The sequence below is a fragment of the Tetragenococcus halophilus subsp. halophilus DSM 20339 genome (assembly GCF_003841405.1).
GTDB lineage: Bacteria > Bacillota > Bacilli > Lactobacillales > Enterococcaceae > Tetragenococcus > Tetragenococcus halophilus.
This window is the reverse complement of record NZ_PXYA01000003.1, coordinates 220,676-234,543: the sequence shown is the minus strand read 5'-3', so window position 1 is coordinate 234,543 and position 13,868 is coordinate 220,676. Positions and strand designations below refer to the sequence as shown.

The 13,868-nt window shown below is 34.9% G+C and carries 14 protein-coding genes and 1 riboswitch; of the genes, 12 read left to right on the top strand and 2 right to left on the bottom strand.

Annotated features, from left to right (window positions below; genetic code table 11):
* The first annotated feature begins 3 nt into the window (after positions 1–3).
* The 8 genes from C7K42_RS10870 to C7K42_RS10835 all read left to right on the top strand — a co-directional run bounded on the left by C7K42_RS10870 (position 4) and on the right by C7K42_RS10835 (position 8,621).
* Positions 4–615: a YutD family protein gene (locus C7K42_RS10870; RefSeq protein ID WP_061840298.1), complete on the top strand. Its 612-nt coding sequence runs from the start codon at positions 4–6 to the stop codon at positions 613–615.
* 2 nt (positions 616–617) lie between these two features.
* Positions 618–1,388: a TIGR01457 family HAD-type hydrolase gene (locus tag C7K42_RS10865; RefSeq protein ID WP_103099872.1), complete on the top strand. Its 771-nt coding sequence runs from the start codon at positions 618–620 to the stop codon at positions 1,386–1,388.
* Complete coding sequence (locus C7K42_RS10860) at positions 1,385–2,032, top strand: TIGR01906 family membrane protein (RefSeq protein ID WP_103096939.1); 648 nt, start codon at positions 1,385–1,387, stop codon at positions 2,030–2,032. The genes C7K42_RS10865 and C7K42_RS10860 overlap by 4 nt, the downstream gene beginning before the upstream one ends.
* Before the next feature lie 194 nt (positions 2,033–2,226).
* Complete coding sequence (lplA, locus tag C7K42_RS10855; RefSeq protein WP_103096941.1) at positions 2,227–3,243, top strand: lipoate--protein ligase; 1,017 nt, start codon at positions 2,227–2,229, stop codon at positions 3,241–3,243.
* Positions 3,244–3,386: 143 nt separating this feature from the next.
* On the top strand, positions 3,387–5,210 hold the full coding sequence (locus tag C7K42_RS10850) for an LTA synthase family protein (RefSeq protein ID WP_103099873.1): 1,824 nt from the start codon (positions 3,387–3,389) through the stop codon (positions 5,208–5,210).
* Between the two features lie 82 nt (positions 5,211–5,292).
* Positions 5,293–5,859 carry an elongation factor P gene (efp, locus tag C7K42_RS10845; protein WP_094243267.1) on the top strand — a complete coding sequence of 189 codons (567 nt, stop codon included), beginning with the start codon at positions 5,293–5,295 and terminating at the stop codon, positions 5,857–5,859.
* Positions 5,860–6,229: 370 nt separating this feature from the next.
* Positions 6,230–7,558, top strand: coding sequence for an electron transport complex subunit RsxC (rsxC, locus tag C7K42_RS10840; RefSeq protein ID WP_170157609.1), 1,329 nt, complete (start codon positions 6,230–6,232; stop codon positions 7,556–7,558).
* 4 nt (positions 7,559–7,562) lie between these two features.
* On the top strand, positions 7,563–8,621 hold the full coding sequence (locus tag C7K42_RS10835; protein WP_094243268.1) for an RnfABCDGE type electron transport complex subunit D: 1,059 nt from the start codon (positions 7,563–7,565) through the stop codon (positions 8,619–8,621).
* A 68-nt stretch (positions 8,622–8,689) separates the two neighbouring features.
* Here C7K42_RS10835 and C7K42_RS10830 read toward each other — a convergent pair whose 3' ends face one another.
* Both C7K42_RS10830 and C7K42_RS10825 read right to left on the bottom strand, forming a co-directional pair.
* Positions 8,690–10,300: an ABC transporter permease gene (locus tag C7K42_RS10830; RefSeq protein ID WP_094243269.1), complete on the bottom strand. Its 1,611-nt coding sequence runs from the start codon at positions 10,298–10,300 to the stop codon at positions 8,690–8,692.
* A 25-nt stretch (positions 10,301–10,325) separates the two neighbouring features.
* Positions 10,326–11,207, bottom strand: coding sequence for an ABC transporter ATP-binding protein (locus tag C7K42_RS10825; protein ID WP_014124057.1), 882 nt, complete (start codon positions 11,205–11,207; stop codon positions 10,326–10,328).
* 244 nt (positions 11,208–11,451) lie between these two features.
* Here C7K42_RS10825 and C7K42_RS10820 point away from each other — a divergent pair, with 244 nt between their 5' ends.
* The 4 genes from C7K42_RS10820 to C7K42_RS10805 all read left to right on the top strand — a co-directional run bounded on the left by C7K42_RS10820 (position 11,452) and on the right by C7K42_RS10805 (position 13,852).
* Entirely contained in the window at positions 11,452–12,042 is a 591-nt protein-coding gene (locus C7K42_RS10820; protein WP_014124058.1) for a TetR/AcrR family transcriptional regulator, read from the top strand.
* Positions 12,043–12,146: 104 nt separating this feature from the next.
* Positions 12,147–12,208: riboswitch (Fluoride riboswitch) on the top strand.
* Between the two features lie 235 nt (positions 12,209–12,443).
* Complete coding sequence (locus C7K42_RS10815; protein WP_014124059.1) at positions 12,444–13,076, top strand: DUF190 domain-containing protein; 633 nt, start codon at positions 12,444–12,446, stop codon at positions 13,074–13,076.
* A 19-nt stretch (positions 13,077–13,095) separates the two neighbouring features.
* Positions 13,096–13,494: a fluoride efflux transporter FluC gene (locus C7K42_RS10810; RefSeq protein ID WP_014124060.1), complete on the top strand. Its 399-nt coding sequence runs from the start codon at positions 13,096–13,098 to the stop codon at positions 13,492–13,494.
* Positions 13,484–13,852 carry a fluoride efflux transporter FluC gene (locus C7K42_RS10805; protein ID WP_094243270.1) on the top strand — a complete coding sequence of 123 codons (369 nt, stop codon included), beginning with the start codon at positions 13,484–13,486 and terminating at the stop codon, positions 13,850–13,852. Before C7K42_RS10810 ends, C7K42_RS10805 begins: the two co-directional genes overlap by 11 nt.
* The last annotated feature ends 16 nt before the right edge of the window (positions 13,853–13,868 follow it).

The following is a 13,868-nucleotide window of genomic DNA, read 5'->3' as shown; positions in this document are numbered from 1 at the left end:
AAAATGACCAAAGAAAAAGAGAATATCACAGAAGAAGTCACAGCAGTTTTATCAGAAATTGTAGAAGATGACGAAAAAGAAAAACCACAAAAAGGCAAAGAAGTCCTTCCAATAAGTGAATCAGAATTTATCATTGATAATCGTCGTTATAAGTTAGTGGCCAACTATCGTGAAGGTTTTGATGCGAGTAAATTTGGGGAAAGATATACAGACATCTTAGCAAAATACGATTATATTGTAGGAGACTGGGGCTACGAACAGTTACGCTTAAAAGGGTTTTTTTACACGAAGAATCGCAAATCTTCTCCGGACCAAAAAATTAATATGTTAGAAGATTATTTATATGAATATTGTAATTTTGGTTGTGCTTATTTTGTTGTTGAATGCGTTGATCGCCCCCATACAAAGACAAAACCCAATCGTCGACATAAGAAAACGCATAACAAGAAAAGCAAACAGGCGCATGTAGCTGAAAAAAAGACAAAAGTAGAAAAAAAGCCGACAAGTAAACCTGTTATTAAGAAAAAACAGACAAAAGAAAAACGTTCTGATGCAAAAATGGTTACACAAAAAGAAACAAAAGAATTCGTTATTCGAAAGAAAGAGGACCAATGAAGATGGCATACAAAGGATATTTAATCGATCTGGATGGCACGATCTACTTAGGTTCAGAGCCAATACCAGCAGGCAAACGTTTTGTTGAATCTTTACAAGAAAAAAAGATTCCTTTTCTTTTTGTAACGAATAATACAACAAAAAGTCCCGCTACAGTTCAAAAGCGTTTAGCAAATGAATTTGATATTTATGTAGAAAAAGATCTTGTTTACACAGCTAGTTTAGCTACTATTGATTATATGAAAGATGACGCAAAAGGGCGCAAGGTTTATGTAATTGGTGAAGCTGGCCTTATTGACTTAATTTTAGAAGCTGGTTTTATTTGGGAGGAAGGAACCCCTGATTATGTTGTAGTCGGTCTTGATTCAGAAGTAACATATGAAAAATTTACTATCGCTACCTTAGCTATCCAAAAAGGTGCCAGCTTTATCGGTACAAATTCTGATAAAAATTTGCCCACAGAGCGTGGTTTAGTTCCTGGAGCTGGGGCCTTGATAAGCTTGCTAGAAACAGCAACGCAAACTAAAGCAGTTTATGTGGGAAAACCAGAAGCTGTTATTATGGAAAAAGCCTTAAATCATATTGCTTTAACTAAAGATGAGGTTCTTATGGTAGGAGATAACTATGAAACAGACATACGTTCAGGTATCAATAATGATATCGATACATTATTAGTTCTTTCGGGTTTTACACCCAAAAGTGCTGTGCCTTTATTAGCAGTTGCTCCAACTTACGTAGTAAATAATCTAGATGAGTGGGAATTTGATCAATGAAAAAATCACAAATTTGGCTTGAACGTTTAAGTATTGGCTCTTTATTTTTGACACTTATAAGTTTTGCGGTAGCTTTGACGATCAATGCACGTTTTATTTATGTAGCAGATATTGATTATTTAAATATTTTAGATTTTGTGAATTTAAGCAAGGAAAGACTATTGGAAAATTATGATCAACTGATCGCTTTTTTAAACCGTCCTTGGGTAACAGAGTTAAATTTACCAGATTTTACAATGTCTGAAGGCGGCAAAGCCCACTTTTATGATGTGAAAAAATTGTTTCTCTTTGACTATGGCGTTTTTTTAATAACTTTTATTCCGAGTATCCTCTTTTGTCTCCACTTGCGAAAAAAGAGACGTTTTTGGCGCTTAATTCGTCCTTTTCAATGGGGTATGGCAGCGCCGGTCGCTTTCCTATCTTTGCTGGTCATTGGTTTTGATAGATTTTTCATTATGTTTCACCAGATATTTTTTACAAATGACGATTGGATGTTTGACCCGGCAACAGATCCGATTATCAATGTGCTACCGGAACAATATTTTATGCATTGTTTTTTCTTCTTTTTTATTTTGATCGAAGTTCTCTTTTTAATAATGATTATGATTGGTAAAAAAGAAGTGCAAGGAGACAGAATCCGTTAATCAATGGATTTTGTTTCCTTTTTTTTACTATGGACAAAAAATTGCGGATGTAGTTTAGGTTATTTACTTTTAATGTATTACAGTAATATAATAAAATAAGTACAGCTTTTTAAGCGCTTTACTTGTTAAAATTGAAGTCAAAAGAGAAAATGAAGTACAATTAAAAAAAGTATAAAAGAAAGAGGTGGATGATCATGCGATATCATGTAATGGAAAGTAATGATATTCGACGTAATTTAGCAACAGAAGAATACTTAATGGATACAGCGGATGTAACAGAACCTTTGTTACTGTTATATATACAAAATCCATGTATTATTATTGGACGCAATCAAAATGCTTATGAAGAAATCGATTTAAATTATTTACGTCAGCATCAGATTGTATTGACGCGTCGAGTTTCGGGTGGTGGCGCTGTTTATGATGATCTAGGAAATATTAGTTTTAGTTTTGTGACTAAAAAAGGTGACACAACTTTTGGAGATTATCGAGGCGTAACGACACCAATTCTAGAAGCTTTACGAAGTATGGGAGCCAAAGAAGCAACACCTGGAGGTCGTAACGATCTGTACATGGGAGATAAGAAATTTTCTGGTAATGCAATGTATACTAAAAAAGGAAGAACTTATTCGCATGGGACTTTGATGTATGATGTTGATTTAACGGTTTTAGATAAAGTATTAACGGTTTCTAAAGAGAAAATTGCGTCAAAAGCAACACAGTCTGTTCCTAAAAGCGTAACCAATGTCAAACCTTATTTAGCTCCGCAATTTCAAGTTCCCACGATTGAAGCCTTTCGCGATGAACTGATCTGTCATATTTATCAAGTGAACTCATTAAAGGAGATTTCAGATAAAAAATTAGAGCTGACAGATGAAGATCGTCAAGGAATCCAAAAATTAGTAGATAAACGCTATGCAAATGATGATTGGGTTTATGGACAAGCGCCTAATTTTGAATTTAATCAAAGAACACGTTTGGCTGATGTAGGTATTGTCGATGTTCATTTATCAACTGAAAAAGGGAAAATATCAGCGATTCAATTTTTTGGCGATTTTTTTGGTACAAAAGATATTGAAGGTTTAGAAGAAATACTACAGGGGGTTACCTATAAATATGAAACAATCAAGGATGCTTTAGAAGGTGTAGATGTCTCTGAATATATCTTTAATTTTTCTAATCAGGCGTTATTAGACTTACTTATGAAGTAAGGATAGAGCTAGTAATTTAATAAGAAAAATTTTCACGTCTTAAACTTTATTTACATTTAAGATTCACTGTTCTTTCATACCTTGTATGCTAAATTATGTTATAATATTTAAAATATGAGGTAGATGGATAGGGGATATTATGCGTGCTTTTCATATTTCTTATACTTGTATTTTTAATTTGTCTTCAGACGCCTAAAAAAAGTTTAGGCCGTAGGTTAGCAATTTATTATACAAGTTTTTTATATTTAGGGATAACAATATTTTTATATAATCAACAAAAAATAGATCTTTCTAATTGGCAGTCCTATTTTTTATTGCGTTTTGATGATGAAAAAAGTGCTTGGATCAGCTTATCGACAGCCCTTATTACAGTTAGTCTAACGCTTCTTTTTTGGAAGTTATTTCAGTCAGGTTACTTAAAAAAAGTATATAGTTATTCAAGAAAAAATTGGCTGATTTACGCTCTAGCGGTTCTACTTATTTTTGCGGGTTTTCTTGCTTATTCTAGTAGTCGGTATGCGATGAAAGGTATTGATAATACAAGTCTCGATCAGATTTTATTTACTATGTCACAGCCTATAAGAGGAAGTGACCCCGGACAAATTATCAACTATATTATTGATCCGCTACTTGAAGCATTTTTAATTACAGTTCCACTGGCAACACTACTTTATTTCGCAACTACATGTTCTTTTAAATTTGGCTCTATTTATCTACAAAGACAGCCACATTTTAAAACAAAAAAAGTGGTTGTTCTTGGTTTGATTGGTTTGATTTTTGGGATATTTTTAGGTGGAAAAGAGATAGGTTACGCTGATATCAGAGCATTTTATTTTGAAAATACGAATATTTATGATGAACATTATGTGAATCCGCGAGAAGTGGATTTGAAATTTCCTAAGAAAAAACGAAATTTAGTTTATATTTTCTTGGAATCTATGGAAAGTAGCTATTTTTCTAAAGAACTAGGTGGCATCCAAGAACATAACCTACTACCGAACTTTGCTGATTTAGCACAGAATGAGGGAATCAATTTTTCTAATTCGAATAAACTAGGTGGGATGTTACAAATTCCAGGTGCAAATCAAACGGCCAGTTCTATGGTGGCTCAGACTTCAGGACTGCCGCTACGTCCTTCAACAAGCTTAAATAGCTCGGAAAGTGCAGAAGAAAATAGTGCGGAATATTTCCCAGGAGCATATGCTTTAGGAGAAATTCTGGATGAACAAGGGTACAATCAAGCGCTATTGATGGGGTCTGAAGCTGAATTTGCAGGTAGAGATAAATATTTTACTCAGCATGGCGGCTATGACATCCGTGATTATCATTGGGCTGTTGACACTGGTCGTCTGCCGGAAGATTATTATGAATGGTGGGGCTATGAAGACCGTAAATTGGTTGACTATGCCAAAGAAACATTAAATGAACTTTCTCAAGAAGAGGCTCCTTTTAATTTAACAATGTTGACTGTGGATACGCATTTTGAAGATGGTTATGCAACAGAAGACACACCAGATTTATTTGGAGATCAATATAGTAATGTAATCCATGATTCAGACAGACAAATTGCACAACTACTAGAATGGATGAAAGAGCAACCTTTTTATGAAGATACAACGGTTATTTTAGTAGGGGATCACTTGACCATGGATAGTGATTTCTTTGATTCTGTTGATCCAGATTATCAACGTTCTGTATTCAATTTGTTTTTAAACACCAATAAACAAAAGGTGCGTAATAAAAACCGGGAATTTAGTGCAGTGGATATGTTTCCTACGACATTATCTGCTTTAGGTGTGGAAGTACCTGGTGACAGATTAGGCTTAGGTGTTAATCTTTTTTCCAATCAGTCTACACTTATTGAACAATTTGGTTATGAATCATTCCAAAATGAGTTGATGAAGAAATCAGATTTTTATAATGAGAAATTAATGCAAGATGATGAAGAAGGCAAGGATCGTGAGTAAACTTCGTCTATAACTAGCTTATTGTTTATTATTTGTGTTAGTATAGTAAAGGATAATTCTTACGAGTAAAGGAGAATGAATAATGATTGCAGCAAGTGATTTAAAAGCTGGGATGACTTTTGTTCAAAAAGATGGCTCTTTAATTAAAGTGCTAGAAGCTAGTCATCATAAACCAGGTAAAGGCAATACAGTGATGCGTATGAAATTAAGAGATGTACGTTCTGGCACGACTTATGATACAACTTTTCGTCCAGAGGATAAATTTGATCAGGCGATTATTGAAACAAGAACCGTACAGTTCTTGTATGCTATGGACCAAATGGCTTATTTTATGGATATGGAATCTTATGAACAATACGAAATTCCAACCGAAAATATTGCAGATGAAATGAAGTATTTGATTGAAAATATGGAAGTAAAAATTCAATTTTATGGCAGTGAAGTTATTGGAATTCAACTTCCTACAACGGTTGAGTTGCGAGTAACAGAAACTCAACCTTCGATTAAAGGCGCTACTGTCACAGGTTCAGGTAAACCAGCAACTTTAGAAACAGGTTTAGTCGTAAACGTACCAGATTTTGTCGGAGAAGGCGAAATGTTAGAAATCAATACGCAAGAAGGCGCCTATGTGAAACGCGCTGGTAAATAAAATTAATATTGTCATATACTGCGTTCTTAAATCAAAAATATTTTAAAATGATTAGTTTCTATGTGTCATTTATTACACATGGAAACTTTTTTATTAGGAGAAATAGTATTTTTGCAAAAAGCATTTAAGGATTAATATTTTCTTAGCTTTATTTTCTCATATTTTGTTTGAATTATATTTAAAGATAACGGTAGATATCTTTTTATTTTAGTTTGAATCATGTATACTGTAATTAATCTAAATAAGATATTCAGTTATTCTTTAGTAGTTAAGAGAAGATAGGGCAAAAACAGGGATATAACTGGACGAAATGAAAGGGTTAACATTGTTATTGTTAGTGAAGATTTAATTAGTAAAAAGGGGGCTATTTATGAGGTTTTCGTTTATGCATAAAGAAGGTGGCGCTCACCCAAATGAGCAAAAAGGGTCCACGGATACAAAACCGATTGTAGAAGCTTCAGTACCGAAAATGATGATTTATCCTATGTCTATGCATATCGGCGCGCCAGCTGAACCTATTGTTGAAGTTGGTGACCAGGTAAAAGTAGGGCAGATGATTGCAAAAGAGGGCGGTTTCGTTTCTGCACACGTTTATTCATCGGTTTCGGGTATTGTTACGGCGATTGAAAGTCGCTTACAAGCAGGTGGTAGTGAAGTTGAAAGCATTATTATAAAAAATGATTACATGTATACAAAAGCTCATCCTATCATTACTCCTGGTCACTCAAGTGAAATGTCAAACAAAGAAATCATAGATACTATCAGGAAGGCGGGCATTGTTGGTATGGGAGGTGCTACTTTTCCTGCAGCAATTAAATTAGCACCTCCTGAAGAAAAAAAGCTCGACACAGTTATCTTAAATGGTGCCGAGTGTGAGCCTTATTCTACCTCTGATCATCGAGTAATGTTGGAATATACTAATGAGGTTATTAATGGTATCGATATCGTTTCAAGCTTATATCCTGATTTAAAAAATATTTATCTTGCAATAGAAGATAATAAAAAAGATGTAAAAAAAGCGATGGAAGATGCGACCTCGGGTAATGAAAAAGTGACTGTACAAGAACTAAAAGCAATGTATCCTCAAGGTTCAGAGAAAAATCTAATTAATAGCTTAACAGGACGTGAGATTCAAGCAGGTGAATTACCAGCAGACGTACATGTCGTGTTACTAAATGTTTCCAGCGCCAGGGCAGTTTACCATGCTTGTGAGCTTGGAGAACCTTTGATTGAACGTGTAATTTTTGTTTCCGGCTCGCCTGTAAAAAACCCGCAAAATTTGAAAGTAAGAATCGGAACACCAGTGGAGTCAGTGATCGAAGATTGTGAAGGTTTTTCAGCGATACCAGGTAAGATTTTATCTGGTGGTCCGATGATGGGAAAAGCGATTAACGATTTGAGTGTTCCGGTGAGTAAAGGAATGACAGCAGTCTCTGTATTGACGCGTAAACAAGCGCAAATTGAAGAACCAAAGGATTGTATCATGTGTGCGGAATGCCTGCATGTTTGTCCAGTGAGTTTACAGCCTATTTTGATTTCGGAAGCCTTTGAACGAGGCGATATTGAAAAAGCAGAAAAATTAGGAGCGATGGATTGTATTGAATGTGGAAACTGCTCATTTATTTGTCCGTCGAATATCCCCTTATTAGACAATATCCGTGGCGCTAAAGCGGCGATTCAGGCAAAACAGGAGGGTTGAGTGTATGGAAAACACTATTGACAGGAAAAAAATAGAAAATAATTTGAAGGTTGGCCCCTCCCCACATATTCGCTCAAAACGTACAGTGGAAGGGATAATGACTGAAGTATTGATTGCTCTTGTACCACCGATTATTGCGGCCGTTTATTTCTTTGGCTGGTGGGTATTTGTTCAATTAGCAGTTGCTATTATTGTTGCAGTTTTTTCTGAATTTTTATATCAAAAAATCACCTACCAAAAAGTAACGATTCATGACCGTAGTGCCTTGGTTACCGGCACGCTGATTGGATTAAGTTTTCCGATTACAGCACCACTTTGGGTCGTGGCGGTCACCTCATTGTTTGCTATTGTCGTTGTTAAACAATGGAATCTAGGTCTAGGAAAAGGAGGTATAGGACGAAATTATTTAAATCCTGCGGTGACAGCACGTGTATGCGCCAAAATTTTCTTTACGCCTTTTTTCACAGATTGGGTTTTGCCTACCGGTTTTTTTGGAGGTCCCTACGGTGGAGTGGATGCGGTCTCTTCTTCTACGCCTTTAGAATTTGTTGGTCATGGGGCGCAAAGAGTTTCCTCTAAAGTGCCTGATTTAGGTGAACTATTTTTGGGGCTCGATTTAGGGGGCAATATTGGAGAAACATCGAAATTAGCGATTGTTATCGGAATGTTATTCTTAATTTTTCGACGTATTATCAATCCCAAGATTCCTATTTTATTTATCGGTTCAACAGTTCTGGTCATGTGTTTTTGGGGAAATTTTAATTTAGAATTTATGCTGACGCATGCTTTAACAGGAACACTTTTTTTCGGCGCAACTTACATGGCGACTGATTATAGTTCAGGTGCTTTAACTCCAGCTGGAAAAACGATATTTGCAGTGGGCGGCGGCGTTTTAACTGCTCTGATACGAATGATCTTTGATTTTCCTGGAGGATTTGGTATTGCCATCATTATTATGAATATCTGTGCACCTTTTATCGATCAAAAGCTAATGCAGAGAATTTATGGGCATCATAAACGTCCGCAGGTAAAATTCGATCGCCAAAACCCAAATCAATTGTAAAAAAACTGCGTACAAGCGGTCTTTTTCAAAAGATAAACTAGTAACGCAGCTTTTTATTTTTAATTACTTTAAGCACCTTCAACCATATCGCGCCGTTTATAACCTAAATAACCGAGGAATATGAGTGCTATACTGATTCCTGTGATGGCAAAGAAAGCAACAGGTTCAAAGCTATCCATCGGCATATGAGCAAGCCAGTTTTCGACAGCAGTATTAAAAAACCACTCGGGTAAATCTAAAATGTTGTTAAAATAGCTAAGAACAAAAGAATATCCTAGGTAGATATAAACAAATTTTCCCAATCTTGGTACCCAACCTAACGCTAAACTTGCAAGTCCCGTATAAAAGAGGACGGATGGTAAAAAGTTATAGCCAGATGTCAGAAAATCCATAAGGTCCATTGAATGATTATCCATCGAATAGATGGCTGTACTACCTAAACTACCTGCAGCGAATAAAATGCCAAGTATTTCACAAAAAACAGCTAATATTACAGTCGTCCAATAAAATTGTCCACGAGATACTTTTGTAGTGAAAAGTTGACTTAAATGTTGGCGGCTTTCTTCTACAAAGAGCTTGTTTACAATATTGATAGGCAAAATGGCGACTAAAAAAATCATGACGAGCATAATTGTGCTGGTAAATGACTCTTCGATGGAAATATCAGAAGCAGTAAACATTTGCTGTATCAGTTCATTACTTTCTATAAAGGTAGCCATATCTCCATAAATAGATCCATAAGCAGCTCCCATAATAATAAAAGCTATCAACCATGCAATAATCATACCTTTGTTAATTTTTATAAATAAACTTGGAACAGATAATAAAGATTGTTTAGCGTTTCCTCGTCCTTGTCTTTCGGGTAAATAACCTCTATCCATATCACGTTTTCCTTCAAGTGAAAAAGCTATAATAGCAGCAACTACACTAAAGATAACAGCGAAAATAAGAAGAATCCAATTATTTTCTGTAAAAGGATAAGTTAAATAAGTCCACCCCAAGGGATTGAACAAAGAAATATCGACATTTGAAACGTCAGTCCCTGCACGTATAATATATAAAAAACCAATGATTCCTAGAGAGGCACCTGTTGCTCCAGAAGAATTTGGCATGATTTGTGCCAAAATCAGAGCAATTGTTGCGCCAGTGATCCCTGCCATAGCTATAGTAGCACCAAACAATAAAGAACCTTCAGCAGAAATCGTATTGATATTAAAGCTGATCATGATACCACTGATAAAAATAGCTAATAAAACATTAATAATTATTGTTTCTATCATAGTTGCAAGAGAATTCGCTTGTCGTCCAACTTGAAATGAACGTACAAGTTCAGTTAATCCAAGATCCTCTTCTTTACGAGTATGGCTTGTTACATGCAAAGCAGCAATTATCAAGGAAAATAAACTACAAAATAGTAACATTTCATTAGCATACATCGCTCCTATTGTATAATCTGTTGCGGATTCAATCGGAGTGGGTCCTACCATAGCTACCATGGCAGGATTTTGCATCGTTTCATACATTCCCTGTAATCCTTGTCCTTTTGCTATCTCTTCAAAAGCTGGGCCAAATCCAGCTGAGAACAGGCCAATACCTAGTATCCAAAGAATGATTTTGAGCCAGTCTCTTTTGAAATATTGGAAGAGCAAGGTTAGCGTTTTATTAAATCTTTCTTGCATAGCATTTTTTTCCTTCTTTCAATGTTTATCCTTTGTAATGGCGCATAAAAAAATCTTCAAGCGTAGGGGGGACAGCTTCAAATTTTTTTACGCCTAACTTACTTGCTTCTAACAAAACTTCATCAAGATATTTATTTTCTACAGAAAATACGGCTTGATTATCTGTTTGTTGGAAGTTATGAATCCCACTTACTTCGGACATTTTGGCTACGTCTTTTTCAGTCACTAAAGTTACAGTAGGACGTGTTAAATGACGTAATTCATCAAGCGACCCTGATTCCACAATTTCACCTTGACGAATAATAGCAATTTTATCTGCTAAATGTTCTACTTCATTTAAACTATGGGAAGAAAGAAGAATGGTCTTTCCTGCATCTTTGATTTTTTGAACTTCTTCTTGGAAAATAGCGCCCTTTAATGGATCTAGCCCCGAAGTTGGTTCATCAAAAATATATAAATCTGAATCGACAGATAAAGCTGCAATTAAGCCAACCTTTTGACGGTTCCCTTTAGAGTAATTTTTAGCTTTTTTCTTTGGATCTAATTCAAAACGTTTCACTAATGACTCTCGTTTTTGTTTGTTTCCACTGCCATGAAGTTTCATAAATAAATCAATAATTTCTCCGCCGCTAAGGTTTCCCCAAAGTGATACGTCGCCAGGGACATATGAAATCCGTTTGTGTATGTCGAGACTGTCCTTCCATACATCTTTTCCGAAAATTTTTGCTTGCCCTGCAGAACGTTTGATAATACCTAGTAAAATACGAATAGTTGTTGATTTACCTGCCCCATTTGGTCCAATGAAACCAGTGACTTCACCAGCTTTCACTGAAAAAGTAACATCAGTTAATGCTTGAAACTTGCCGAACTTTTTTTGCAGTTGATTCGTCTTAATGATTTCTTCCATTTTTTATCTCTCCTTTAGTCAATCAAGATACAACTAAGATCTAACAATATATTAAAAACTATATAGTTTAAATTAGTTTTTAAAATAAGATCTAAAGGCTAAAAATAAACTGTATAAGCTTATTTGGTTTTATAATATTATATTTCAATTGAATAGTCAATAATGATGGTTAATAATAGGGTTGCTAGTTTGTGATTTTGCGTATAGAATAGAAGAAAATAACAAAAAGAGAGTGGGGACTCGTTTGAATGGTTTTGAAAAACGCAGAGAAGAAAAAGAAAAGCAAATTCTTGAAGCAACTTTTAACTTATTGAATACAAATGCAAGCCAAGAAAATATAACAATGGAAAAAATAGCTAAGGAAGCACATGTAGGAAAAACGACGATTTTTAAGTATTTTGATAGTAAGGAAAATCTTATTCGCAAGGTGTTTCAGTCTTATATAGAACAACTAATCGAAGATGCAAGAGAAATTGTCTACGACGACCGCCCTTTTGAGGAAACGTTGATTGCACTGAGTCAAAATAAGATAAATTACTTAAATAAAATTACTCAACAGTTTTACTTGGAATTAATGAACTATATAACTGAAAAAAATGATAATGAATTATCTCTTTTAATGCGACAGTTTACTAAAGAAAACCAGAATATGATGCTTGATCTATTTCATCGCGGCCGAAAAGAAGGCAAAGTTGCTTTGAAATACTCTGATGAATTTTTAATTATTTTTTTCCAAACATTGATTGAAGGAATGTCAAAACCATATGTATACGAAAGGATGAAGCCTTATACGACTGAATGGACGGAAATATTAATTAAAGGTGTTGCCCCCTAAGAATAATATTGTAAGGTTTGCAATTAAAACACAAGTAGGTATAATGAACTTATCATAAATGAGCGTCACTTTAATTTGTTAGTAGTTAAAAGTGATGTTATAGAATTATTTATAGAGATGGTGCTCTCTATAACTGCCAGGGCTGGCTGATGGCGCCTGTTATATACTAGTGTTTATTTGGATTGTAGTTAAATAAACGCTAATATATAGCAGTTTTTTTGTTATAAAGAAAGAATATACTCGCAACTATAAAAGAATTTAAATCAATATCTTCCTTGATAGTTTTCCAGTTGACGTGTAAATATTATAGGAGATTAGGGGAAAGTAACATTACAAAAAGCTTATTTATCGAAAATTGCTATAAATAATATTAATTTTGCACTTAAGAGGGGAGTAAGCAGATGAAATATCTACTACGCATTATCCTTAGTGAAAAAGCGGGGACGTACCAATTAGCAGATTACAAATGGCTTGAACAATTTTTATGGAAAAATGGCTTTTCTGGATTGACAGTCCGGCGTAGTGAAATGAATTTGAACTATCAAAATAAGCGTCGTATTAGTATACTTGAGGACCAGCAATTTAACGACTTATCGCTTATTGTTGAAACAATAGATAGTGGACAGCGGATTATGAGCGTTTTGCAAGAAATAAAAGATCACTTGAAACATGGTCAGATAAGTTTAATAAAAGGAATGGAGGAAAAAGATATGAGTACTCATGATCATTTTGCCGTAAAAGTGTATACAAAAGAAGAGAATTCATGGTTTAGAAAAGAAGAATATGAAAAGGTAATTGATTTTTTTCAAGAAAAAAATGCTATCTGGACTTCTATGACTAAGGGGATTGTTGGCTATGGGGAAGACCATGTTATTCACAAGCAAAAATTATTTGCTCGCAGTGAGCAGACACCTATTGTTATTGAATGTGTTGTTTCTTCTGAAAATCTAGATGAGCTATTACAAGGGCTAGACAGTGTTGTAGAAGAAGGCGCCATATTTACTACACCTATACATTTAATTGCAAATAAATAATTTTTGAGGAGATTTTGGCATGTACTATGTTTTACTTGTTATTTTTGGGGCACTTGGTGCAACTTCTAGATATATTTTAAGTTTCATTATTGACGCAGGACAGTTTCCTGGCGCCACATTAATAATTAATTTATTGGGATGTTTTTTACTTGCTTTTGTGACCCGTTTTTTAAGCCAGCTTCCATATTTATCCGCTAGGTTGGTATCAGCGATTGGGACTGGCTTTGTTGGTTCTTTTACCACTTTTTCGACATTTTCTTTGGAATCTGCAGAATTATTTCAAAACGGTGAATATGGCTATGCTGGTGGTTACATTCTAGCCAGTTTGTTTGGTGGTTTAATTGCTTGTATCATTGGATATCAAGTGAGTCACTGGCTGATTATTTGGAGGAAAGGAAGGGGCAAAATTGTTCGTTAACTGTCTTACGGTTTCTGCAGGGGCAGCCTTTGGCGTGCTGGCTCGTGTTCTTTCAACAAATTGGATGAAGCGTCAATGGACATATACTTTTCCATTTGCCACTTTTGTGATCAACATTTTAGGTTCTTTATTACTGGGACTACTGACTGGTTTAAGCGTTGGCTCTGTATTCTCCCTTTTAGCAGGTACTGGATTTATGGGCTCTTTTACTACATTTTCAACTTTTAACGTAGAAAATGTAGAATTACTTCGCGAAAAAAGATATAAATATTTTTTTAGTTATGTAGGAGCCTCTTATATTTTGGGCGTTTTAGCTGCTTTTTTGGGGATTATTTTGGGAAATTTATTAAAACACTAGTAAAAAATTGCCACAA